The organism is Capnocytophaga sp. HP1101, assembly GCF_054772415.1.
Window position 1 is genome coordinate 203,476 of the sequence record NZ_BPUU01000009.1, and the last position, 25,631, is coordinate 229,106.

The following is a 25,631-nucleotide window of genomic DNA, read 5'->3' on the forward strand; positions in this document are numbered from 1 at the left end:
TGCTAAATGAGGCGCAAAGATACTAAAATAATGGTAAATGACAAGCCATAAAGTAATAAATACTATAAACTGACTTAGTTTTCATTCTTTTCTTTCTCCAAGAATTTTTCTTTGTCTTTGCGAATTTGTACTAATCGGTAGTTTTCAGTGGCTATAACAAAAGCAGATAGTTTGTTTTTCTCCAAGAAATCCTTCAAATCAGTAACAATGCTCTGAGCTGAATAAGCATCGCGGATATTATGAACTACCAACCACGTTTCATCGGTATTATAGAGGTCTTCTGAAAGGGTGAGTACTTCAGAAATTGCCTTTAATTTCTGTATAAGTTGTTCTTTTATAGTATTGCGTGTCTCGGAAACCGTACCTGTAATGACTACTTTCCATTTTGTAGCCTTATCGTCGGTAACAAAATCTTCGGTTTCTACATCTTTAAGCTCATCTAATAGATTTTTAGCCTCTTCACTTTCAGCAGTGGCAGGATAGTTAGTCGCTATCTGTTGTAACTGCGTTTGGTAAGGAGCAAGCCCCTCTAAACGTGCCGTTGTTTTGGCTTGCAACAGTGCGATAGCAGGTGCTACTGAAGTTTCACGATACTGCGCCCCTTCTGTTTGCAACTGATGTGCTGTTTCGATGATTTCACCACGATTGTACTGTGCCATAAGGGTATCAACAAAAACTTGTGCCTGTTTGTTGCGCTCTTGTTGTGAGGTTTCGCTTCCTTGCAAGAGTTTTGCATAATCAGTATTAGGATAATTAGCAAGTAGTCGCCCTTTGATGGTTTCAGCTTTAGGGTTATGAGTATCAGTGTAATTCTTTTGAAGCTCATAAAGTGTAACAACCTCTAAATCGGGAGAAGGGTTGTTGGCAAGAACGCGTTCTAAACGTTGTATTGCCAATTCATTCTCACTAAATTTAGAACGATAAAGCACACCCAACTGGTACAGGGCTTTATTTCTATCGACATTAAGTTGAGCGATTTCAGCTTCGGTCTTAGGAAGTTGAGAAAGGTAAGTATCAGGGGTTTCCACTTCTTTTTCAGCTACTTGTTGTGTAGTTGCCGAAACAGTGAGGTTTGCCACATTGGCATTTCCCATACTCGACCAACGCCAGTTATCCTCCAATTTGCGGTCTCCCCAATATTGTTGAAACTGTTGTTTCCCATAGGCTACGCTCATCGGGTTGTAGAAATAGAACTTGCCACCCTTTTCAGTAGTAGCATCGGGCATCGTTACCCCCATACCTGTGTTGGCAACCTTTTTATTGTGTTGCTTTTGTGTGCGAAGAGCAATTGCCTGCTGTACAGAATCGATGTGTTTTTGGTAATATGCACGACGTTCTGCCACCGGCAAGCGCATCACTTTTAATACGCTATCATTTTTCTTAACAACGTATTCTAATTCAGCAATCTTGGACAAGTTGTCTCTTTTTCTGCGAATAAAAAGATGTTCAAAAGTATGTTCAGGGATATAAGTAAGGGTGCTATCCAAATGCTGGTAAGCTCCTGTGTAGTCTTTTTGGTCAAAGAACAGTTCGGAGAGACGTGTATGAGCTTTTGCTTTTAACGGATTGTTGTCCTTATTGTTAGCAAGAGAACTCCGATAAAAATCGGTAGCCATAATCTTATCGTCATCTCTTAAAAGTTCGCCGTGAGTGTAGTAAAGCACATCGAGATAGTTTTTGTGCTCATAACGGCGTTCAAGTTTAGTAAGGTAAGCCAAGAATTCTGCCTTTTCTTCGGGGGTAAATGTTTTATTGCGAGCCTTTCCTGCTTGAGCTTCTACCCATAGCTTACGCGGAATCTTCCAGTTTTGTTTCACAACCTTCTCAAAAGCTACTTGGGCAGAGTCTTTTTGATGCTGTTTTTCATAAAGCTGAGCTGCAATAAAGTAATATCTACCGCGTAAAGCCTTATTACGAGTGTATTTACCAGCATTGTAGAGCGCATCGGCAGCCTCAGGATATTGTTCTTGGTTGATATAAGCCTGACCTAAGGTAGCATAGGCTTCAGCTCTGTCATTTTTGCGCAGTTTAGGGTTCTCTTTTAAAAATTCAGTAAGTTTTTCTATAGCAATTTTATCTTTACCCAAACGGAGATTCGCTTTTTGTGCCCAAACGGCAGCCTCAGGAATACGTTCACTCGTTCCGTAGTTCGTAAGCAAGTGATTAAAAGCCTCTAAGGCAGGGAAGAAGCGCTCATCGTAATAACGAGCTTGACCGAGTAGCATATAAGCGTCATCAATTTTATAGTTGCGTTGCACTCCTTTAAAAACCATTGAGTGTCTCTGAATGGTTTTAATAGCTTTTTCTTCAGCACGTTGAAAATCAGCATTACCCGTACCGTCTAATTGTACTTTTCCACTCATACCAATAGGCTCTACAGGAAGAATTTCACTAAAATTATCCTGATATTTATCGCGTAGCTCATTAAGACCTTTAGCATATGCTTCCTCCCCATTGAATAGTACATTGTACTTGGTAACAATAGGTTGCATCTGACGGTTATAATAGGTATTAGCATTAGGTGTACAAGCTAAATATAGCAAAAAAACAACTAAAAAACTACTGTATAGAAAAACTTTTTTCATACTTTTTCACAAGTGCTGTTACAGAGTGCGAAAGTACTACTTTTTTTTAAAAGAGCGAAATATTATTTCAAAAAAATAAGTTTTCTCTACCAAAGTACTGCTTTATATACAGTTTAGATATATTTTTACTCTTGTTATCTTTCGTTCTTCCTTCGTCATTTGTTCGTCTTTTGTTCGTCTTTTGTTCGTCTTTTGTTCGTCTTTTGTTCGTCTTTTGTTCGTCTTTTGTTCGTCTTTTGTTCGTCTTTTGTTCGTCTTTTGTTCGTCTTTTCTTAATTTAAACTTTATTATCTGCCTGTGTGGCTCACACCTGCCTGTGTGGTTTGTATTGTCATCAATTTAGTATTATTGGCATTATTAGTATTGTAGTATTAAAAGCACATTTGCTAATCTGCCAATTCTTCAATATCTTTGCACCTTCAATTTAAAACTATCAAATCGATAACACATTAGTATGACGAACATTCAATATATAAAAGCCCAGACACAACTACCTGAAAAAGCTATTGAAAACACACTTTCTCTATTAACCGAAGGCTGTACTATTCCTTTTATTGCGCGTTATCGGAAGGATAGCATTCAGAATTTAGATGAAGTAGCCATTGAACACATTGCCAAAGCTCAAGCTGATTACGACAATATCTGTAAGCGCAAAGAAACGATTCTCACTTCTATTGAAGAACAAGGAAAACTTACAGACGAGCTACGCAAACGTATTGAGCAGTCTTTTGAACTCAATGAATTAGAAGACCTCTATTTACCTTATAAGAAACGTCGTAAAACCAAAGCCGATGTAGCCAAAGAAAACGGCTTAGAACCGCTTGCAAAACAGATAATGAGTCAGCGTGTAACCGACTTGGAACTATTAGCAGGGCGTTACCTTTCCGACAAAGTGCCTACTGAAGAAGAAGCTCTACAAGGGGCTTCGGATATTATAGCTGAATGGATTAACGAGAATACCTTTATTCGTCGTACTCTTCGCCGAATATTCCAGCGCAAAGCAATCATCAGTAGCGAAGTAACCAAAGGTAAAAACGAAGAGGAAGAAGCTCAGAAATACGCTCAGTATTTTGATTGGGAAGAGTCGCTTAACAAAGCACCCTCACATCGTGTATTAGCAATGTTGCGCGCCGAAAAAGAAGGCTTTGTAAAGCTAAAAGTACAGGTGGACACGGAAGATACTTTACCTTTTATGGAAGAAAACATCATAAAGAGTCGGGGAGAGGTAGCCGATTTCTTGAAGAAGACAGTAAAAGATAGCTACAAACGCTTGTTAGAGCCTTCTATTTCCAACGAAACACTACAGGAGGCAAAAGATAAAGCAGACGCTAAAGCTATTAGTGTGTTTGCAGAGAACCTCTCACAGTTGTTGTTGGCGTCTCCTTTGGGTGAAAAGCGCATTTTGGCTATTGATCCAGGTTATCGTACAGGTTGTAAGGTAGTGTGTTTAGATGAAAAAGGTGACCTTTTATATCACGATGTTATCTACCCTCACGCTCCCCAGAATGATGTGACTATGGCTGCCAAAAAGCTCAGCACAATGGTTTCTCAATACAACATCGAAGCCATTAGTATAGGTAATGGAACTGCTTCTCGTGAAACAGAGTCTTTTGTGAGAAGTATTACTTTTTCTAAAAAGGTAGAAGTATTTGTGGTGAGTGAAGCAGGAGCATCGGTCTATTCAGCTTCTAAAATAGCCCGCGATGAGTTCCCTGATTACGATGTAACTGTACGTGGGGCAGTATCCATAGGTAGGCGTCTTGCTGACCCATTAGCTGAGTTGGTGAAGATAGACCCCAAGAGTATAGGTGTTGGTCAGTATCAACACGATGTGAATCAATCGCTATTGAAAGAAGAACTCGATGCCACAGTAATTCGCTGTGTAAATAAAGTGGGAGTAAACCTCAATACGGCAAGTAAATCACTACTCAGTTATGTATCAGGAATAGGGGAGAAGATGGCTGAAAACATAGTAACCTACCGCTCGGCTAATGGTGCTTTTAGCAAACGAGAAGACTTAAAAAAGGTGCCTCGTTTAGGCGATAAGGTATACCAACAAGCAGTAGCTTTCTTGCGAGTGCATAACAGTGAGAACCCTCTTGATAACTCAGCAGTACACCCCGAAGCTTATCCTATCATCAAACAAATGGCGAAGGACACAGGTGTTTCAGTTGCACAACTCATAGGTAACAAACAAGCCATTGCCACTATTGATATTCAGAAATATAAAACTGATAAGGTAGGTGAACTTTATTTAAAAGATGTATTAAAGGAATTAGAGAAACCGGGGCTCGACCCTCGTACTACTGCTAAAGCATTTACTTTCGACCCTAATGTAAAGACTTTTGATGATGTACGTGTGGGAATGATACTTTCTGGTATAGTAAACAATATTACAGCTTTTGGTTGCTTTGTGGATATAGGGGTAAAAGAAAGTGGATTGGTGCATATCTCTCAACTCAAAGATGGTTATGTCTCCGATGTGAACGAAGTAGTTAAACTCCATCAACAAGTGCAAGTAAAAGTTATAGAAAAAGACGAAATACGGAAACGCATTTCACTAAGTATGGTCTGGTAATGATAACTATTTAATGAGGTTTGCATTATCAGAATAAAACAAGGCTGTATGAAAAGCTCTTCATACAGCCTTATTTTATATTAGAAACTTTATATGTACTATTTGTTTGCTAAAAGAATTGCATCTAAACGGCGTAAGGTTTCCTCTTTGCCAATCACTTCTATAATATCGAATACGTGAGGTCCTTTGAGTTCACCTACTAAAGCCAAGCGCAATGGAGGCATCACTTGTCCAAAGCCTAAACCTTTAGCTTCCATATATTGTTTTACTGCTTCTTCTAAAGTTATTGAAGTAAAGTTAGATGTACTTTTAAGTACCTCACTTACTTCTTTTACGATTTCAGGAGTTTGTTCTTTCCATTGTTTTTTGAGTGCCTTTTCGTCGTATTGAGCAGGTGCTTCAAAAAAGAATTTACTCAATTCCCAAAAGTCAGATACAAAGGTAGCACGCTCTTTGATAAGGCCTACCACTTTCTCAATAGTAGTAATTGGAGGTGTGATACCTCTTTGGGTAAGGTCTTTTTGGAAAAGAATAGCTAATTCTGCATTGGGTTTCATTTGCAGGTATTGGTGATTAAACCACTTGATTTTCTCAGGGTCAAAGCGAGCACCTGCTTTGTGCACTTTTTCTAAATCAAAAAGTTGCACAAGCTGCTCTACAGTAAAGATTTCTTCATCAGTACCAGGATTCCAACCTAAGAGTGCTAAGAAATTGATGAGTGCTTCGGGAAAATACCCTTCTCCACTAAAGCCTTTGAGGGTTTCGCCATTCTCTGTCCAATCCATCGGGAAAACAGGAAAGCCTAATTTGATACCGTCACGCTTGCTGAGCTTACCATTGCCTACTGGTTTGAGGATAAGAGGCAAGTGTGCAAAAGCAGGGGCTTGCCAACCAAAAGCGCGATAGAGCAATAGGTGCAATGCCATAGAAGGCAACCACTCTTCGCCACGTATCACGTGAGTAATTTCCATTAAGTGGTCATCTACTATATTTGCTAAATGGTAAGTGGGCATTCCGTCGCTTTTGAAGAGCACTTTGTCGTCTAAGGTGCTCGTATCGATAGTTACCTCACCACGAATCATATCGTTCATTTTTAGCTGTTCGTTATGTGGCATTTTAAAGCGAATTACATATTCATCACCACGCGCTAAGCGCTGTTGTACTTCTTCTTTGCTAAGCGAAAGCGAGTTTTGCAATGTATCTCGTGTCGCCCAATTGTATATAAAGGTCTCTCCTTTGGCTTCTGCTTCCTTACGAGCTGTATCTAAAGCCTCAGCAGTATCAAAAGCGTAGTATGCCCAACCGTTATTGATAAGGATATCGGCGTATTGTTTGTACAAGGGTTTGCGTTCACTTTGGCGATAAGGAGCGTGTTTACCTTCTTTGCCTACTCCTTCATCATAGGTAAGACCTAACCAATTGAGGGAGTTGATGATGTACTGTTCTGCGCCTTCAACATAACGGTTTTGGTCGGTATCTTCTATACGAAGTAAGAAGTCACCGCCGTGTTTTTTGGCGAACAAATAATTAAATAAGGCGGTACGTACGCCTCCGATATGCAATGCTCCCGTAGGACTGGGAGCAAATCTAACTCTAACCATTTATTTTTATAATAATTTTAAATCTTTAATTACTTTAAAAGCTATATCGACGTGGTTTTCTGGAATTACGATAGTAAACTCATTGGCAGTAGAAATTACCTCGTTCATATTTACTCCTTCCCACGCCAGACGTTGGAATATGAAATAATAAATACCTGATACTGACACATTTTCTTCAGGAAGTTTTACACTGATAGCTCCTAAATCAGTAAACTTGTGCAAAAGGCGTTCTTTTTTAAAGATATTCTCAACGATAGACTCCATTGAGTTACTGACAATGATATTTGCTTCATTTACGCCACGAGTGGTAGCATAGAAGACATCTCTGTTATTTTTGATTTTATTGAGCAGTTGAGCTTGAGCATTCATAAAGGTTTCGGAGGTTAAGAAGGTATAATCGGTTAAATTTGAACGGATTATAATATCACCTATGTTCTTCAGTACTTTTACAATGCGATGAGTGGAACGGAATTCCATATCTACTGAAAGGCGTTTGAGAGCCATCACGATAGCTCCATTGCGCACCTCACGTTGAGTAGTTTCGGCTTGTATATCTTTGCGTATAATACGAGCCAAAGAGGTAAGGTTAATAATTCCGTCAGAGAGAGCAGTTTGCAAGAAAGGTTTTGATTTGATATAGTGCTCAACGGCTGATGCTATTGTTTTCATTTGTATTGGATATTATAAGTTTATTAAAAAGTAATTGGTATTTTAAATCGTTAGAAAGGGTAGAAAGCATCTTCTATGTAGTTTAAGCTAAATTCTACATTGTTTTTCACGATTGAAATAATATCAAATTGTATTTCTACATCTAAGTCTTTTTTCTTTATATAAAAATCGGTGGCTTTTACTAATAGTTCTATCTTCTGTTGATTTACAAAGCTCTCTGGCTCACCATATGCGCTTGAACTACGTGTTTTTACTTCTGTGATATGCAAAATGTTCCCTTTTTGCGAAATGATATCAATCTCGGCGTGTCCAAATCTAAAATTGCGTTCTAAAATAGTATGCCCATTTTGTATTAAAAAGTTTACTGCATCTTCTTCTCCTTCATTTCCTAAATCGTTGTGTATTGCCATAATAAGCGTTGGTTTTTATAATTTACCGCCAAAAGTACGAAATATTAATATATGTAACAAAAAATATTAGATTTTTTTTATTTCTGTGAATTGAGAGGGGGTAATCTATTTAATATTATAATGCTAAAAATACCACATTATAGGAAAAAGATGAAAGGTAAAAGGTAAAACGGTGCGAGCCACACAGGCAATCGTAGCACGACAGGCGAGTAAAAAATAAATGAACGAACGTGTGACGAAGGAAAGACCAAGAGAAAATACTAAAAACATCCCCCTATTCACATACTCTGCTCTCGCAGACTTCCTTCAAAGGGGGAACTGTAGCGACGCAAAGACGGTGCGAGCCGCACGGGCAGGTGCGAGCCTCACAGGCAAATAATAAAGTTTAAATAAAGATAAGACGAACAAAGAACGAACAAAGAACGAAGAGTAACTAAAGAAATGGTGAAGGTAAGACGAATGGAATTAGGTTAGAGAAAAGCTCGTAATACATAGGTATTACGAGCCTTTCTAACATTAGTCTATTATGAACACAAATTTTATTCTTGGGTATCGAAAGGTTCATTACCATCAGTAGGGGCTTCTTCAGTGTTTTCATCTTCATCTTCCTTCATTACTTTGGTAACGGCAGCTATAGAATCTTTGCCTTTGATGTTGATGAGTTTGACACCTTGAGTAGCACGTCCTGAAATGCGAAGGGTATCTATCGACAAGCGAATAGCAATACCTGATTTGTTGATAATCATCAAATCTTCACCTTCTAATACGCTTTTAATGGCTACTAACTGGCCTGTTTTTTCGGTAATAGAGATGGTTTTAACCCCTTTGCCTCCACGGTTGGTAATGCGATATACCGCTTTGTGTGTTTCGGGGTCATCGATATATGAACGTTTACCGTAGCCGTTTTCGGAAACTACTAATACGGTTTCTTCACGTGGGTTCTCAATAGCTATCATTCCTACTACTTCGTCTTTCTCAGTATCTAAGTCGATACCGCGTACCCCTTGTGAATTACGCCCTACGGCACGCACTTTTTCTTCGGCAAAACGAATTGCCCTACCTGATTTCACTGCCAACATTAGCTGGCTATTTCCAGAAGTGAGTTTAGCCTCAATGAGTTCATCACCTTCTTTAATGGTAATGGCATTGATACCATTTTGGCGTGGGCGGGAGTATTCTTTGAGGAGCGTTTTCTTAACAATACCCTTTTTAGTTGCCATAATAAGGTAATTGTTACTAATGTAGTCCTCATCTTTGAGGTTTTGTACACTCACGAAAGCTTTAATTTTATCGTCTGATTCGATATTGATAAGGTTTTGTATGGCGCGACCTTTGGCGGTTTTACTACCTTCTGGGATTTCATATACGCGCATCCAGAAGCACTTACCTTTTTGAGTAAAGAACAATAAATATTGGTGATTAGAACTTACGAAGAGGTGTTCTAAGAAATCTTGGTCGCGTGTGGTAGAGGCTTTTTGTCCTACACCGCCACGGCTTTGGGTCTTATATTCGCTAAGCTGAGTGCGTTTGATATAGCCTGCGTGAGAAATGGTAATTACCATTTTATCATCAGGAATCATATCTTCTACACTGAACTCACCACCGGCATACTCAATAGTAGAACGACGTTCATCGCCATACTTTTCTTTTACTTCAAGGAGTTCTTGTTTGATAATTTCAGTACGACGTTCTTTGCGAGCCAAGATATCTTCTAAATCGCGTATTTCAGCGAGTTTTTCTTCGTATTCTTCTTTGGTTTGCTGGATAAGAGCTTTATTGATACGACGTAGTGCTAATGCCAAGATAGCTTCAGCTTGTACATCGGTAAGGTCGAATTCTGCAATTAAATCTTCTTTAGGTTTATCGTGGAAACGGATAATTTGGATAGCTTTACCCATAGTATCTTCGGTTGCCATTACCTTCATATATCCTTCCAAAATATGAATACGCTCCTTGGCTTTGCGAAGTTCATAATCGGTACGCCTATAGACTACATCATAACGATGTTCTACGAAGTGGGAAATGAGGTCTTTAAGGTTTAACAACTGAGGGCGACCTTTCACTAAGGCAATGTTATTTACACTAAATGAAGTTTGTAGCTCAGTATGTTTAAAGAGATTGTTGAGCACTACATTGGGTACGGCATCGCGTTTGAGAATATAAACGATGCGTATTTTGCCACGAGCTGATTCGTCGCGTACATCGGTGATACCTTCTAACTTACCTTCTTTTACGAGGTCGGATGTTTTTTTCAATAGTACTGACGTATCGACTTGATAAGGTACTTCGGTTACCACGATGCAATCTTTACCTTTAATTTCTTGGAACTCAGCTTTGGCACGAATGATTACACGTCCGCGTCCTGTTTTGAAGGCTTCTTTTACGCCTTCATAGCCATAGATAATACCTCCTGTAGGGAAATCGGGGGCTTTGATGTATTTAATGAGTTCATCAATTTCAATATCGTTATTGTCGATATAAGCAATAGTTCCATCGATAACCTCATTAAGGTTATGAGGCGCCATATTGGTAGCCATACCTACGGCAATACCTGCTGAACCGTTTACCAATAGGTTAGGGATGCGAGTAGGGAGTACTACGGGCTCTTCGCGAGAGTCGTCATAAGTAAGTTGGTGATCTACTGTCTCCTTATCGATATCAGCGAGCATTTCTTCAGAGAATTTACGCATACGGGCTTCGGTATAACGCATTGCGGCAGGGGGGTCACCTCCCATTGAACCGAAGTTACCTTGCCCATCTACGAGCATATAACGTAAACTCCAATATTGTGCCATACGCACCATAGTATCGTAAACAGCTGTATCGCCGTGAGGGTGGTATTTACCGAGTACCTCACCAACAATAGCGGCTGATTTTTTATAGGGGCGATTGCTGAGCACCCCCATATCGAACATACCGTAGAGTACGCGGCGGTGTACAGGTTTTAAACCATCACGAACATCGGGCAATGCGCGCGAAACGATTACCGACATCGAATAATCGATATAGGCAGATTTCATTTCATCGCTGATGTCTACAGGAATCAGTTTTTCTCCTTCTGTCATAATATATTAATAGGTATGTGTTATATAAATTAGCGTGCTAAGATACAACCTTTTTTTATATTGGCAATAAAAAAATGTTTGTTTTTTTGTTATTAAATTGTAAGTGTTTGATAGTAAGTAGAAAAATGTTTTGTAAAAAAATGATAAAAAAGAGTAAAAAGAGCTTAGTATATTGAGTAAGAAAGCCCCTAATAGATGAGATAGCATAGCTATTTTATGCAGTGATAAAATGAATTTATTTACCATATTTATTGGTATTCATCATTAATTTATTACCTTTGCCCCTCAAATTGTTATAAGATGCAAATATCAATCGTTATACCGCTTCTCAACGAACAAGAATCATTGCCTGAGCTCTACCAGTGGCTACACAAAGTACTCACTGAACATCACTATTCTTATGAAATTATTTTCGTAGATGATGGGAGTACTGATGGTTCTTGGCAGGTAATCAAAGAATTATCAGCTAAAGATGCTAATGTACAAGGTATTCGCTTTTTGCGTAATTATGGCAAATCACAAGCCCTGCACGCTGGCTTCAAACAAGCGCAAGGCGAGGTAGTCATCACTATGGATGCCGATTTACAAGACAGTCCTGATGAAATCCCTGCGCTCTACCAAATGATTACACAAGAGGGTTACGACCTTGTATCAGGATGGAAGAAAAAGCGCTACGACTCAGTATTGGCTAAAAACTTACCTTCTAAACTCTTTAACTGGGCTGCCCGTAAAACCTCTGGGCTCACTCTCCACGATTTCAACTGCGGACTCAAAGCTTATCGCCACGAAGTAGTAAAAAACGTAGAAGTATCAGGCGAAATGCACCGCTATATCCCCGTATTAGCAAAGAACGCAGGGTTTAACCGCATTACCGAAAAAGTAGTGCAACACCAAGCTCGCAAATACGGTGTGACCAAATTTGGTATGAGTCGATTTATCAACGGATTTTTAGACCTTATCACTATCAGTTTCCTATCGCGTTTTGGCAAACGACCTATGCACTTTTTTGGAGCATTGGGTGTACTGATGTTCTTTATAGGATTTTTGTTCTCGGCTTATCTCGGTATAGATAAACTGTTTATCAATCCTCACGGACGCCTTATAGCCGACCGACCGCAATTTTACCTCGCCCTTACCACTATGCTCATCGGTACACAACTGTTTATTGCAGGTTTTTTGGGAGAAATCATCTTAAAAACTAAAAGCAATGAAGAGAGATATAAAATTAAAGAAAAGACGAGTTACGAATGACAAATTACGAGTTACGAACGACGAAAAACAGTAAATACAAATTAAAATAAATTATGGATAATCAAGCAAATGAAGAAAAAATCTTCTTTCAACAAAACAATGTATTAGTATCTCAGTCACGATTGGTGATAGGAGATAAAACCTATGTTTTAGGAAATATTTCATCAGTTTCAGTAGCTTCCGATTTTTGGATAAAGAAACCTAACAAAGGTTTATACAAATTTATTCTAACCATTGCTTTAGTATTATTTTTTTGGCAAATTAGGTTTATTGATGTAAACTCTTCTGTTACAACTTATTTTATGCTATTTGTTTATATCGCTCTAATCATTTTTGCATTACGAAAAATGAGCAAGCTAAAGCCTGAATACTTCTACAACTATTATGTAAGAATCAGTAGTAACTCAGGTACTTCAGATGTATTGGATTCTCCTGATCAGCAATACATACAAAAAATAGTTGATGCCCTAAATCAAGCTATTATCTATCGCGGCTAATCTTTAATACTTAAAATAATATCAGAATGAATCATCAATTAAAAATATTCAATTCCTTAACAGGAGAAAAAGAAGTATTTGTGCCTTTACACGAAAATAATGTGGGAATGTACGTGTGTGGCCCTACTGTGTACAGCAATGTTCACTTAGGAAATGTGCGTACCTTTATGTCATTTGACTTTGTATACCGCACTCTTAAATTCTTAGGCTACAAGGTGCGTTACGTGCGCAACATCACTGATGCTGGCCACCTTACTGATGACGGCGATGTGAACAACGACCGCTTTGTAAAACAATCACGCCTCGAAAAACTCGAACCTATGGAAATTGTACAAAAATACACTGTAGATTTCCACAAAGTGCTCGAAATATTCAACTTGTTACCCCCCACCATTGAACCGACCGCTACGGGACACATATTAGAACAAATACAGCTCACCGAAAAACTCTTGAAAGACGGATTTGCTTATGAAAGTAATGGTTCAGTATACTTTGATGTATTGGAATACAACAAACGCGGACTCAATTACGGAGAACTTTCCCGACGGAATATAGAAGAGCTTTTTGCTAATACCCGCGATTTGGACGGACAAGGTGAAAAACGCAATCCTCAAGATTTTGCGCTTTGGAAGAAAGCTTCACCGGCACATATTATGCGTTGGGCATCACCTTGGGGCGATGGTTTTCCCGGTTGGCATTTGGAATGTACCGTGATGAGTACCAAATATCTCGGCAACCAATTCGATATTCACGGAGGCGGTATGGACTTAAAATTTCCACACCACGAATGTGAAATTGCTCAAGGCAAAGCAGGTCACGGCGAGAGTCCTGTACGCTACTGGATGCACGCCAATATGCTCACAATGAACGGACAGCGTATGAGTAAATCTACTGGTAACTACATTTTACCTATGCAACTCATCAGCGGAGAAAATACCTTCTTTGAGAAACCTTTTGCTCCTGCCGTAATTCGTTTTTGCTTTATGCAAGCCCACTACCGCAGTGTGCTCGATATTTCTAATGAAGCAATGCTTGCTGCTGAAAAAGGATTTTCAAGACTTATGGAAGCTCTTAAAATTCTCAACGAACTCAGCACTGAGGTAGAACACCCTACGGCTCTCCCTATAGCTGAGTGGAAACAAAAGTGCTACGATGCTCTTTTAGATGATTTTAATTCACCTATACTCATAGCTCACATTTTTGAAGCCGTGAAATGGATGCACCAAATAAAGAACGGGGAAGAAAAAATCTCAGCAGATGAACTCAACGAACTCAAAGCATTGATGAATGCTTTTGTATTCGATGTATTAGGGTTGCAGAGTGAACAACAAGTTGCCAATAACAACGACAAGTTAGACGGCGTATTGCAAATACTTATCAATATGCGAATGGAAGCTCGTGCCAATAAAGATTGGGCACTTTCTGATAAAATTCGCGATGAGCTCTTAGCGATGGGTATTCAGCTCAAAGATGGCAAAGAAGGCACCACCTATAGTGTAAACTAAAGTGTGAAAGAAAAACTATTTTTAAATGTAAGAAATTTATCTTTAAGTGAATTAGTAGAAAAGTAAGAGGAGAGCAGTTAGCTTCTCTAATAATGACAGTACATAATGAGAATAAGAAGTCTAAAGGCTATCATTTGTATAGTATTATTAGTTCAGGAAATATAGAGATTGTATTTTCGGTGACTGAAAGATTGATAATCAATTACAATTGATTCAATAATATTGATTTAATTATGTTCTATAATCTAAAAAATCTCTTTCAAAAAACAAAAATACAAAGATATGTTAAATTTATTTGCTCAATTCATAAAAAAGAATTACTTTTGCAGTGTCAAAACTGAATTATAATAATAATCATTCATTAACAAAAATGAGAACACATACCAAAAAAGAAGTTTCTTCAATTGCTCATCAGCCTGCAGGCTCCGTTGAGGAAACTCGTTTCGAGAAAATTTACAACGTCGTTTTCTCAAATTCTGTAACAGCTTCTATTAGCGTCGCACACGAAATTGCCGACCTTATTAAAAGAAAACAAGCTGAAGGCAAACCTTGTGTATTAGGCTTAGCTACTGGTTCATCTCCAGTGAAAGTGTACGATGAATTAGTGCGTATGCACAAAGAAGAAGGACTTAGCTTCAAGAACGTGATTACCTTCAACTTGGACGAGTACTATCCTATGGAAAAACAGGATATCCAAAGCTACTGGTACTTTATGCACGAACACCTCTTCAATCATATTGATATTCCTAAAGAAAATATCAATATTCCTAACGGCACTGTATCTCACGATGACTTAGAGGCTTATTGCGCTAACTACGACAAGAAAATCCAAGAATGCGGCGGTCTTGACTTCCAATTGCTCGGTATCGGTCGTACAGGTCACATCGGGTTTAACGAACCTGGTTCTAACCGCAATTCAGGTACTCGTATCATCACCCTTGACCACATCACTCGTGCCGATGCTGCCGAAACCTTCCACGGTATCGACAACGTACCTCGCCAAGCTATTACTATGGGTATTCGCACCGTACTCAAAGCTCGCCGTATCGTATTGCTCGCTTGGGGTAGCAGCAAAGCTTCTATCGTAGCCAAAGCTGTAGAAGGAGACATCACCCCTGAAGTGCCTTCAAGCTGCCTCCAACTACACGAAAACACTACATTTGTATTAGATGAAGAGGCTGCTGCTGATCTTACTCGCATCAAAACTCCTTGGCTCGTTACTGATGTACAATGGGACGAAGACCTCAAAGCAAAAGCTATCGTTTGGCTATGCGAATATCTCAATAAAACCATTCTCAAACTCACTGATTCCGACTACAACGAGTACGGTATGTCAAAGCTCTTGGCCGAATCAGGCCCTGCTTACGATTTGAACATCGCTATGTTCAACCGCTTGCAACACACCATCACTGGCTGGCCAGGGGGCAAACCTAATGCCGATGATACCAACCGTCCTGAACGCGAACATCCTCACAAAAAACGCGTGATCATCTTCAGTCCTCACCCTGATGACGACGTAATTTCAATGGGTGGTACTTTTGACCGCTTAGTATCTCAAGGTCACGAGGTACACATCGCTTACCAAACTTCAGGTAACTTTGCTGTATCCGACCACGAAGCGCTTAAATTCGCCGAAGTATTCAAAGATATCGTAAAAGAAAATAAAGCTGAAGTAGCTGTTCTTGACGAAATTATCAGCAATATTACCCACAAGAAATCTAACGAAATCGATAGCCTATTAGTGCGCCAACTCAAAGGCAACATCCGTCGCCACGAATCATTGGCAGCTACTCGCTACGAAGGGGTACCCGATAACCAAGTACACTTCCTCAACTTGCCTTTCTACGAAACAGGAGGCGTGAAAAAGAATCCTATAGGGGAAGCCGATATCAAAATCATTATGGATTTGATTGAAGAAGTGAAACCTCACCAAATCTACGCAGCTGGCGACCTCGCCGACCCTCACGGTACGCACAAAGTATGCCTCGATGCGATCTTTGCCGCTTTGAAAAACCTCAAACACAAAGATTATATGAAAGACTGCTGGGTATGGTTATACCGCGGTGCTTGGCACGAATGGGACATCCACGAAATCGAAATGGCTGTACCTATGAGCCCTGCTCAAGTACTCAAAAAACGTCAAGCGATCTTCTTCCACCAATCTCAAAAAGATGGGGCTATGTTCCAAGGAGACGACTTGCGTGAGTTCTGGCAACGCGCCGAAGCTCGTAACAGCGAAACTGCTCGCCGTTACCGCAATTTAGGCCTAGCTGATTACGCTGCCATTGAAGCGTTCAAACGTTATTTCTTCTAAGAAATTGATAGATAGTTTTATTATAAATATAAAAGTAACTACTTGTTTCAGAAGTTTTAAAGATTGTTTATCAATATAAAAACTGAGGCTATCAGATAATAGATAGCCTCAGTTTATTTTTTATACCTTACAAGAATTGTCTACTATATTACTTGTGAAAAGAACTGAATTCTACAAAAGATTAAGTCCTAATTTTACATTTTAATAAGTTTACCAGATACTCTAATAATTATCTTAGATATTCAGCAGTGAAGCTCTTCTTATTTTTGGCGACCTCTTCGGGAGTACCAAAAGCAACGACTTCACCGCCTGCTTTCCCTCCGTCATACCCTATATCAATGATATAATCTACTTTTCTAATTACATCGAGATTGTGTTCTATTACCAACACGGTGTTGCCTTTGTCGACCAAACGATCAAGAACATCAAGCAGTACTTTTACATCTTCAAAATGGAGGCCTGTAGTGGGTTCATCTAATATATAAAAAGTATTGCCAGTGTCTATTTTCGATAGCTCAGTAGCTAATTTCACTCTTTGGGCTTCACCTCCCGACAAAGTAGTAGATTGTTGCCCGAGTGTGATATAGCCTAACCCTACCTCTTCAATAGTTTTGAGTTTGCGGTATATTTTAGGAATAGGTTCAAAGAACTTTACAGCCTCGCTGATGGTCATATCAAGCACATCGGCAATGGATTTACCTTTGTAGCGCACTTCTAAAGTCTCACGGTTAAAACGCTTGCCTTTACAAGTTTCGCAAGGTACATACACATCGGGCAAAAAGTTCATCTCAATCACTCTTAAGCCAGATCCTTCACAAGTTTCACAGCGACCACCTTTTACGTTAAAACTAAAACGTCCAGGTTTGTAGCCACGTATTTGCGCTTCGGGTACTTGAGTGAAAAGATTGCGTATTTCGCTGAAAACGCCCGTATAGGTAGCAGGATTAGAACGCGGTGTACGCCCAATAGGCGATTGGTCAATATCGATTACTTTATCGATATGCTCTAAACCTTCAATACTTTTGTAAGGCATCGGTTTTTTTACTCCGTTGAAAAAATGAGCATTCAGGATAGGATATAGCGTTTCATTGATAAGCGTTGATTTACCACTACCCGATACGCCTGTAACCCCTATCATCAATCCCAAAGGGAATTTCACAGTAACATTCTTGAGATTGTTGCCTGTACAACCTTTTAACACAATTTCTTTGCCGTTTCCTTTACGCCTTTGAGCAGGAATTTCTATTTTCTTTCGTCCGCTCATATAATCGGCTGTGATGGTATTGGCTTTCATCAGTTCTTTAGGTGTTCCTTTAAAAGTGATATCACCGCCATTTACTCCTGCCTTAGGGCCTATATCTACTACATAATCAGCTTCTTGAATCATTTCCTCATCGTGTTCCACCACTATTACCGAGTTCCCTATATCTCTCAGTGATTTCAGTGAGTTGATAAGGCGTTTGTTATCTCGCTGATGTAGCCCTATACTGGGCTCATCGAGAATGTAGAGCACGCCTGTGAGTTGAGAGCCTATTTGGGTAGCCAGCCTAATCCGCTGAGCTTCCCCTCCTGACAGTGATTTAGAACTGCGATTCAAAGCTAAATAGGTAAGCCCTACATCCACCAAAAATTGCAAACGCGTGCTGATTTCTTTGATGATTTCTTCGGCTATTTTGCGCTGTTTGGTAGAGAGACGTTTGGGTAAATCTTTAAACCAAGCTAATAAGTCGGTAATGTCTAAAGCCGAGAGTTCAGCAATATTTTTGTCGTCTATTTTAAAGTAAAGTGCTTCTTTTCTGAGGCGAGTACCTTCGCAGTGATCGCAAGGTACGGTATCCATAAACTCTTCAGCCCAACGCTTGATCGCCACCATATCAGCATTTTCGTGCTGACTTTTGATAAAGTTTACAATACCTTCAAAATCAATTTCAAAATCACGGGTAATACCCAAAACCTCCGATTTGATAGCGTACTTATCTTTTCCTCCATAGAGAATGATATCCATCGCTTCTTTGGGGAGTTTTTCAATGGGATCGGAGAGCTTGTGACCAAATTTTTGAACAATGAGTTCTAATTGTTTGAAAATCCAAGTGTTTTTTTGCTCACCCACCGCTGCAATCCCCCCATTCTTGATAGATATCGAAGGGTCGGGAATCATTTTTGCTAAGTTGATTTCTTGCATTTCACCCAAACCGTTGCAATGAGGGCACATTCCCTTAGGCGAATTGAAAGAGAAGGTATTAGGTTCGGGCATTGGGTAAGAAATACCAGAAGAAGGACACATTAAATGTCGGCTGAAGTACTGAGCTTTCTTTTGGTCGTGTTCTAACACCATCAGCACATCATCGCCGTAGTTCATCGCTATTTGAATGCTCTCTTGCAATCGTTTTTGAGTATCCTCAGTATCATCAATGAGCATTCGGTCAATCACAATTTCTATATCGTGAGTTTTGTAGCGATCCAGCTTCATACCCTTTTCGATATCGCGGATTTCGCCATCAGTACGCACCTTTACAAAACCTTGCTTGGCAATCTGTTCAAAAAGTTCGCGGTAATGCCCTTTGCGTGATTGTATCATAGGAGCTAATATATTGATGCGCTTGCCGTTGTATTCCTTGGTAATGAGCTCTTGAATTTGATTATCGGTATAACTCACCATTTTTTCGCCCGTTACATAACTATAGGCATCGGAAGCGCGTGCAAAGAGCAAGCGTAAGAAGTCATAGATTTCGGTAATCGTACCCACTGTAGAGCGCGGTGATTTAGAGGTAGTTTTCTGTTCGATAGCAATCACAGGCGAAAGTCCGTCGATTTTATCTACATCGGGACGTTCCAAACCACCGAGAAACTGACGAGCATAAGCTGAAAAGGTCTCGATATAACGGCGCTGGCCTTCGGCATAAATAGTATCAAACGCCAAAGACGACTTACCACTACCCGAAAGTCCTGTGAATACTACGAGCTTTTCACGAGGAATAGTAAGGTCTATATTTTTGAGATTGTGCACCCTTGCCCCTTGAACTTCAAGGCTATCATCGGGAGCTATATAATTGGAGGTCTTTTTCATTTTTTAACTGTTATGATTCTAATAGTTGCATTACTTTTAAGGCTTGGTACACACTGCTGATATTCTCAAAAATCAGCAATAATCGCAAGCCGTTGCGGGTTTCTTTTTCTTGCATTCGGCACTTATCGGGGTATCGTTGTACAAAGAGCAATATCTTTTGGAAACGAGCACTTTGGTAAAACGGACTGTTTTGGTCGGCAATGAAATACCCCGTCATTTTACCGTTTTTCATCACGAGTTTTTCAATACCCATACGAGTAGCAATCCACTTCACGCGCACACTGTTGAGCAAGTCGATAGCTTGAGGAGGCAACTTGCCAAAGCGGTCAATCAGATTATTTTGGTATTGCTGTAAAGCTTCTTCGGTAGTGAGGTTGCTCAATTCATTATAAAGCGACAAACGCTCTGCCACGCGATTGATATAGGTATCGGGGAACAGCAATTCAAAATCACTATCTATTTGAGTATCGCTAAGGTAGCTTTTATCTTCTTCGGCAGTGTGATACAATTCTGAAAACTCGTTTTCTTTGAGTTCTACTATTGCCTCTTGTAATATTTTCTGGTAGGTTTCAAAGCCTATTTCATTGATAAAACCACTTTGTTCTCCACCTAACAAATCGCCAGCACCACGAATTTCTAAGTCTTTCATAGCAATGTTAAAGCCACTACCCAAATCGGAAAACTGAGCAATAGCCTCAATTCGTTTGCGGGCATCATCGCTCATAGCCACGAGTGGAGGCGTGATGAAATAACAGAAAGCTTTTTTGTTGCTTCGCCCCACGCGACCGCGCATTTGGTGCAAATCAGACAATCCAAAGTTATGAGCGTTATTGATGAAAATAGTGTTGGCATTAGGCACATCTAAACCACTTTCGATAATAGTAGTGGCTACCAACACATCATAAGCACCATCCATAAAGGCGAGCATCGTCTCTTCCAATTTCTTGCCGTCCATTTGTCCGTGGCCAATAGCCACACGAGCATCGGGCAATAGGCGTTGAATCATACCCGCAACTTCCTGAATATTCTCCACACGGTTGTGCATAAAGAACACTTGTCCGCCCCGTTGAATCTCATAGCGTATCCCATCGCGTATCACCTCTTCATTGAAAGGCACAACCTGAGAATCAATGGGGTAACGGTTAGGCGGAGGCGTATTGATAACCGATAAATCACGAGCCGCCATCAAGCTAAACTGCAAAGTTCTAGGTATAGGAGTAGCTGTAAGAGTGAGTACATCGAGGTTTTCCTTGAGCGTTTTGAGTTTATCCTTTACACCCACGCCAAATTTCTGTTCTTCATCTACGATTAGCAGGCCTAAATCTTTGTATTTTACCTTCTCACCTACAATTTGGTGCGTACCGATGATAATGTCCAACTGCCCTTTGGCGAGCTCATCTAAAATATTATTTTTTTCTTTAGCCGTACGGAAGCGATTGAGGTAATCAATGCGCACAGGGAAATCTTTCATTCTCTGACTAAACGTCTGGAAGTGCTGAAAGGCGAGTACTGTAGTAGGCACGAGCACCGCTACCTGTTTGCCATTATCAACCGCCTTAAAAGCAGCCCTAATGGCTACTTCGGTTTTACCAAAACCAACATCGCCGCACACCAATCTATCCATAGGTTTAGGGCTCTCCATATCAGCTTTTACCTCAGCAGTTGCTTTGCTTTGGTCGGGGGTATCTTCATAGAGGAAAGAAGCTTCGAGTTCATTCTGCATATAGCTGTCGTGTGCAAAAGCAAATCCTTGAGCTTCTTTGCGTTTGGCGTATAGCTTAATAAGGTTGAAGGCGATTTCCTTTACACGAGCTTTAGTTTTCTGTTTTAAGGCTTTCCACGCGCCAGAACCCAGTTTGTATATTTTAGGAGGTTTCCCATCTTTGCCGTTGTACTTAGTGATTTTGTGCAAGGCGTGAATGCTTACAAATAGCACATCGCGGTCGCCATAAATGAGTTTGATAGCCTCTTGCTGTTTTCCTTCTACCTCTATTTTCTGCAGTCCAGCGAATTTACCAATGCCGTGGTCGATGTGGGTTACATAGTCACCTACCTCTAATTGCATCAACTCTTTGAGCGTGATAGCTTGTTTTTTGGCATAGCCATTTTTGAGTTGGAATTTGTAGTAACGTTCAAATATCTGATGATCGGTAAAGACATTCAGTTTGCGCTCGTTATCCACAAAGCCCGCGTGCAAAGAGAGCAATAGCGTTTGGTAATGCACTTTTTGTTCCATCTCCTCAAAGATGTCGTGAAAACGCTTGGCTTGTTGTTCGGTGCCACAGAGAATATAATTCTGATAACCTTCAGCGTGTTTATCGTTAAGATAACCGATGAGCAGCTCAAATTGTTTATTGAATGAGGGTTGTGGGGTAATGCGGAATGTTTCGGCTTTAGAGTGAGGAGCGTTTATATTCACTTGTTGGAACTCACTCATTTGTTTTACTAATTCTTCCGCTTGGCAATACAATACATCGGGGGTAGCGCGTTTTACCTCATTGGGGAGTTTTTCATAGATGTCGGTAGCTTTAGTGAAGAGCTTATCAATTTTAGCGGGAAAGGTGCTCATATCTTTGGCAATCACCAACGTTTGGTTACTGATATACTCCAAAAACGATTGGCGCACCTCATCACCTTCTTTGTTTTCTACATTCGGGATAATAGTAACCTGAGAGAGTTGAGCGGTTGATAGTTGGCTTTCCACATCAAAGGTGCGAATACTCTCTACCTCATTACCAAAAAACTCAATGCGATAAGGCTCATTATTGGAGAAAGAAAATACATCAACAATCCCTCCGCGCACTGAAAACTCACCAGGTTCAGTTACAAAATCGGTGCGGTTGAAGTTATAGGAGAAAAGTACTTCGTTGAGGAACTCAATAGTAAGTTCATCGCCTTTGCTGATTTTTAGTGTGTTTTTTTCTAATTGCTTGCGAGTAATAACTTTTTCAAAAAGCGCTTCGGGGTAAGAAACTACAATTAATGGTTGGGCACTATTGCTCAACTGATTGAGTACTTCAGCACGCAGTAGCACATTAGCGTTATCCGTATCTTCAATTTGATACGGACGGCGATAACTATCAGGGAAAAAGAGTACTTTTTGTTCGCCTACTAAGGTTTCTAAGTCGTTTAGCACATAAGCACTTTCCTCTTTATCAGGCAAAAGTACCAATAGCGGACGCTTAGTAGCGTTGTACAAGTTGGCGATAAGCAAGGACATAGAAGCCCCTGCCAAGCCATTGGCAACGGTACTATGATGTGTTTTAATTTCAGTTAATAAACTTTTGTAAGTGCTATTTTCAGCGAATAATTGTAATAACTCTTTCACAAATGGGGATTATAATTACAAGGTGCAAAGGTACACATAATTTAGCAATTAACAATTAATTCATTACAGTTGTTATAAGTTATCTTTTCCATATACATAAGTTCTTCCAATACTTTATTAATATCCTTTGCAGGGAAAGGCAAAGCAATAAGAAGGTCATTAGGAGTTATAGGTCTGGATTTTAGTAGAGTCCAAACGGCTTCTTTAACCTCTTTTTTATCAACTTTGGGAGGAGGTAGTTTAGCTACACAATTTGAACATATCCCACAAGGCTTTTCAGATTCTTCTCCAAAGTATTGCAAGAGTTGGGTATTGCGACAAGTATCCTCATTTTCAAGATATCGAAATACAGCTTCTTGTAGGGTTTGTTTGGTGTGATTATACTCTTTTAGATTCTTAGAAATACTATTGATAGTGCGATCATCATCACGAGGCACATTAAAGATAATTTGAATATCAGAAGATTCATTTTTTAAGATAGCTATTCCATCATTGTGTAAACGCTCTAAATTCTCAATAATATCACGGTAGTCAAGCTCTGTAAGTTCAGTAATTTTTTCCATCTCCAAAGCTATAGGCTGACTGTAGATAAGAGGGTAAGACCTTATGAGATAGATAACAAGATTCTTTAAATAACGATGTGTTTGCAGATAAGCGATAAGTTGAGGAGCAGTCACAGTGATATGAAAAGAAACTTTCTTGTAAAACTGTTGGTTGAGTGAAATAATAGACATTCGGTCTAAGACCTGTAAACCATTATAAGACTTTATGGGCGATAGCTGATAACGCTTCCAGAAGTTGGGGAAGAAGAAACTGTATACTCCTTCTTGCCCTTCACCTATAGCAATTTGCAAGTAAGCATTGAGTTTTGCATAAAGTAGCTTGAGAAAAGGAATGTCTACCAAGTAGTCTTTCAGCAGTTTATTAGCATTCTCAACATCGATTTTACCATAGAATAAAATAGCATCGGCGGGGTTACCATCACGACCTGCACGTCCAGCTTCTTGAAAATAGTCCTCTAAAGTTTGAGGTATATCCCAATGAATTACGAAACGTACATCGGGTTTATCTATTCCCATACCGAAGGCATTGGTAGCTACCATTACACGCACATCATTCAGTAGCCACATACTGAGCTTTTGGTTCTTCTCTTCGGCAAGAAGACCTCCGTGAAAATAAGCTGCTGAAATACCGTGATTTTTCAATAACTCTGCTAATTGTACACAACCATTCCTACTGCGCAAGTATACAATAGCACTTCCTTCAGTCTTTCTTAGCAGTTGTAGTAACTCGTGCCACTTATCAGAAACCTTATACACTTTATAAGCAATATTGGGTCGTGCTAAAGAGGTATTGATGATTGTAGCATTCTCTATGCCTAAATGATGTAAGATATCTTGCTGTACTTGTGGAGTAGCTGAAGCGGTAAGTGCCAATAGTGGAACGTTAGAAAATTGTTCTTTCAGCCATTTACACTGTAAATAAGCAGGACGGAAGTCTTTACCCCAATGTGATACGCAGTGAGCCTCATCAATTACCATTAAGTTAATGGGCATTGCTTTGAGATAAGTACGCACCAATTCTTGTTGTAAACGCTCGGGGGATAAGTATAAGAATTTATATTGCCCATAGAGGGCGTTATTGAGTAAACGTTCTAACTCAGGGTAGGGGAGACCACCCGCTAACGATAATGCACGTATTTCCCTATTCTTTAAAGCCTCTACTTGGTCAGTCATTAGAGCTACGAGGGGGGAAACTACCACACAGATACCTTCTTTCATCATAGCAGGTACTTGAAAAGTAATAGACTTTCCACCACCCGTAGGCAATAAGGCTAAGGTATCTTTTCCTGACAATACCGAGTTAATAACTGCCTCTTGAGAGTTGCGAAAACCATCGTACCCCCAATACTTCTTTAATATGTACAGAGGTTCATTCTCCATAGAACTATTGCTTATAGCCTTTATAAGCTGGGCGAACTAATTGAGGAAAATCAATAAATGGATTGCGATTGCCTTGCGCCCCTTGAATTACATTGTTACGCTGACGCTCAAGGTCAGAAACAGGGTCTTCGTCGTTCCATTTTAGAAATAATTCAACACCTCCGGTACTAATGTCGCCATCTAAAGGTTCGTGATAACGCAAGTTTAAATATAATACCATTCGGGCTACATCGCCCTTCCATTCATCACCTGGATACCAAGCTCTGTTACTAAGTTTAGCATTACCTTTACCTTCGGTGAACGGATAGTTTCCTCTACGCGAATTAACACTCTTATCACATACCCGTAGGTGATGTAGGTCTCCTTTAGCAGTGTTTTCTATCTTAGACTGAGGGTAGACGTGTTCGGTATTGAAAGTCGTAGGACTATAGCCTTTATTACCTTCATATTCCTTCCAAAAGCGTTCCTCATCTGTATAAACGAGCACTACATTTTGTGGATTTTTAAGACTGGCATCGGCTTTATAGAGATATTTATGGCGATCGTTATAGCTTAAAAACTTAGTGTGTTTGGTAATTGTGAGCGATGCCAAATCATTGTATAAAGCTTCTCCTGTTTTAGTAAAATCAAATCCTTTATAGTAAGACTTCAACTCCTCAGGAACTGTAATTTTAACAGGAGGAATGGGATCCTCTGTGGTAGGAGTGGTCGTGGTAGGAGGTTGCACTGGTGGTATAAAAGGGAGCTGTTGCGCTTGGTCGTCGTTCTTGCAAGCCAACAATACTGTTACGAATAATAAAATGTAAAGTCTTTTCATA

At 39.8% G+C, this 25,631-nt stretch carries 14 protein-coding genes; 5 read left to right on the forward strand and 9 right to left on the reverse strand.

Annotation, left to right across the window (positions count from 1 at the left end; translation table 11 throughout):
• Positions 1–74: 74 nt before the first annotated feature.
• On the reverse strand, positions 75–2,585 hold the full coding sequence (gene porW / locus RCZ04_RS06915) for a type IX secretion system periplasmic lipoprotein PorW/SprE (protein WP_460485270.1): 2,511 nt from the start codon (positions 2,583–2,585) through the stop codon (positions 75–77).
• Positions 2,586–3,039: 454 nt separating this feature from the next.
• Here porW and RCZ04_RS06920 point away from each other — a divergent pair, with 454 nt between their 5' ends.
• The gene (locus RCZ04_RS06920; RefSeq protein ID WP_460485272.1) at positions 3,040–5,163 is read left to right on the forward strand and encodes a Tex family protein; all 2,124 of its coding nucleotides are present in this window, start codon (positions 3,040–3,042) and stop codon (positions 5,161–5,163) included.
• A gap of 98 nt (positions 5,164–5,261) precedes the next feature.
• On the opposite strand, the gene gltX is transcribed toward RCZ04_RS06920, so the two are convergent.
• From gltX to gyrA, 4 genes are all read right to left on the reverse strand, one after another.
• Positions 5,262–6,764: a glutamate--tRNA ligase gene (gene gltX / locus RCZ04_RS06925; RefSeq protein ID WP_460485273.1), complete on the reverse strand. Its 1,503-nt coding sequence runs from the start codon at positions 6,762–6,764 to the stop codon at positions 5,262–5,264.
• A 6-nt stretch (positions 6,765–6,770) separates the two neighbouring features.
• Positions 6,771–7,433, reverse strand: coding sequence for an aspartate kinase (locus RCZ04_RS06930; RefSeq protein WP_460485274.1), 663 nt, complete (start codon positions 7,431–7,433; stop codon positions 6,771–6,773).
• 50 nt (positions 7,434–7,483) lie between these two features.
• Complete coding sequence (locus RCZ04_RS06935) at positions 7,484–7,843, reverse strand: PDDEXK family nuclease (protein WP_460485275.1); 360 nt, start codon at positions 7,841–7,843, stop codon at positions 7,484–7,486.
• A 539-nt stretch (positions 7,844–8,382) separates the two neighbouring features.
• The gene (gene gyrA / locus RCZ04_RS06940) at positions 8,383–10,908 is read right to left on the reverse strand and encodes a DNA gyrase subunit A (protein WP_460485277.1); all 2,526 of its coding nucleotides are present in this window, start codon (positions 10,906–10,908) and stop codon (positions 8,383–8,385) included.
• Between the two features lie 300 nt (positions 10,909–11,208).
• Here gyrA and RCZ04_RS06945 point away from each other — a divergent pair, with 300 nt between their 5' ends.
• From RCZ04_RS06945 to nagB, 4 genes are all read left to right on the forward strand, one after another.
• Entirely contained in the window at positions 11,209–12,159 is a 951-nt protein-coding gene (locus tag RCZ04_RS06945; RefSeq protein ID WP_460485278.1) for a glycosyltransferase family 2 protein, read from the forward strand.
• A 53-nt stretch (positions 12,160–12,212) separates the two neighbouring features.
• Entirely contained in the window at positions 12,213–12,656 is a 444-nt protein-coding gene (locus tag RCZ04_RS06950; protein ID WP_460485279.1) for a DUF6232 family protein, read from the forward strand.
• Between the two features lie 26 nt (positions 12,657–12,682).
• A complete protein-coding gene (cysS, locus tag RCZ04_RS06955) occupies positions 12,683–14,161 on the forward strand; it encodes a cysteine--tRNA ligase (protein WP_460485281.1) in 1,479 nt (492 codons plus the stop codon).
• Positions 14,162–14,531: 370 nt separating this feature from the next.
• Complete coding sequence (nagB, locus tag RCZ04_RS06960; RefSeq protein WP_460485282.1) at positions 14,532–16,475, forward strand: glucosamine-6-phosphate deaminase; 1,944 nt, start codon at positions 14,532–14,534, stop codon at positions 16,473–16,475.
• A gap of 229 nt (positions 16,476–16,704) precedes the next feature.
• On the opposite strand, the gene uvrA is transcribed toward nagB, so the two are convergent.
• The 4 genes from uvrA to RCZ04_RS06980 are packed head-to-tail and all read right to left on the reverse strand — an operon-like array spanning position 16,705 to position 25,630.
• Complete coding sequence (uvrA, locus tag RCZ04_RS06965; RefSeq protein ID WP_460485283.1) at positions 16,705–19,542, reverse strand: excinuclease ABC subunit UvrA; 2,838 nt, start codon at positions 19,540–19,542, stop codon at positions 16,705–16,707.
• A gap of 10 nt (positions 19,543–19,552) precedes the next feature.
• The gene (gene mfd / locus RCZ04_RS06970) at positions 19,553–22,870 is read right to left on the reverse strand and encodes a transcription-repair coupling factor (RefSeq protein ID WP_460485285.1); all 3,318 of its coding nucleotides are present in this window, start codon (positions 22,868–22,870) and stop codon (positions 19,553–19,555) included.
• A gap of 41 nt (positions 22,871–22,911) precedes the next feature.
• Positions 22,912–24,813 (reverse strand): RecQ family ATP-dependent DNA helicase, encoded by a 1,902-nt coding sequence (locus RCZ04_RS06975; protein WP_460485287.1) that lies wholly within the window; start codon positions 24,811–24,813, stop codon positions 22,912–22,914.
• Between the two features lie 4 nt (positions 24,814–24,817).
• The gene (locus RCZ04_RS06980) at positions 24,818–25,630 is read right to left on the reverse strand and encodes an endonuclease I family protein (protein ID WP_460485288.1); all 813 of its coding nucleotides are present in this window, start codon (positions 25,628–25,630) and stop codon (positions 24,818–24,820) included.
• Position 25,631 lies beyond the last annotated feature (1 nt).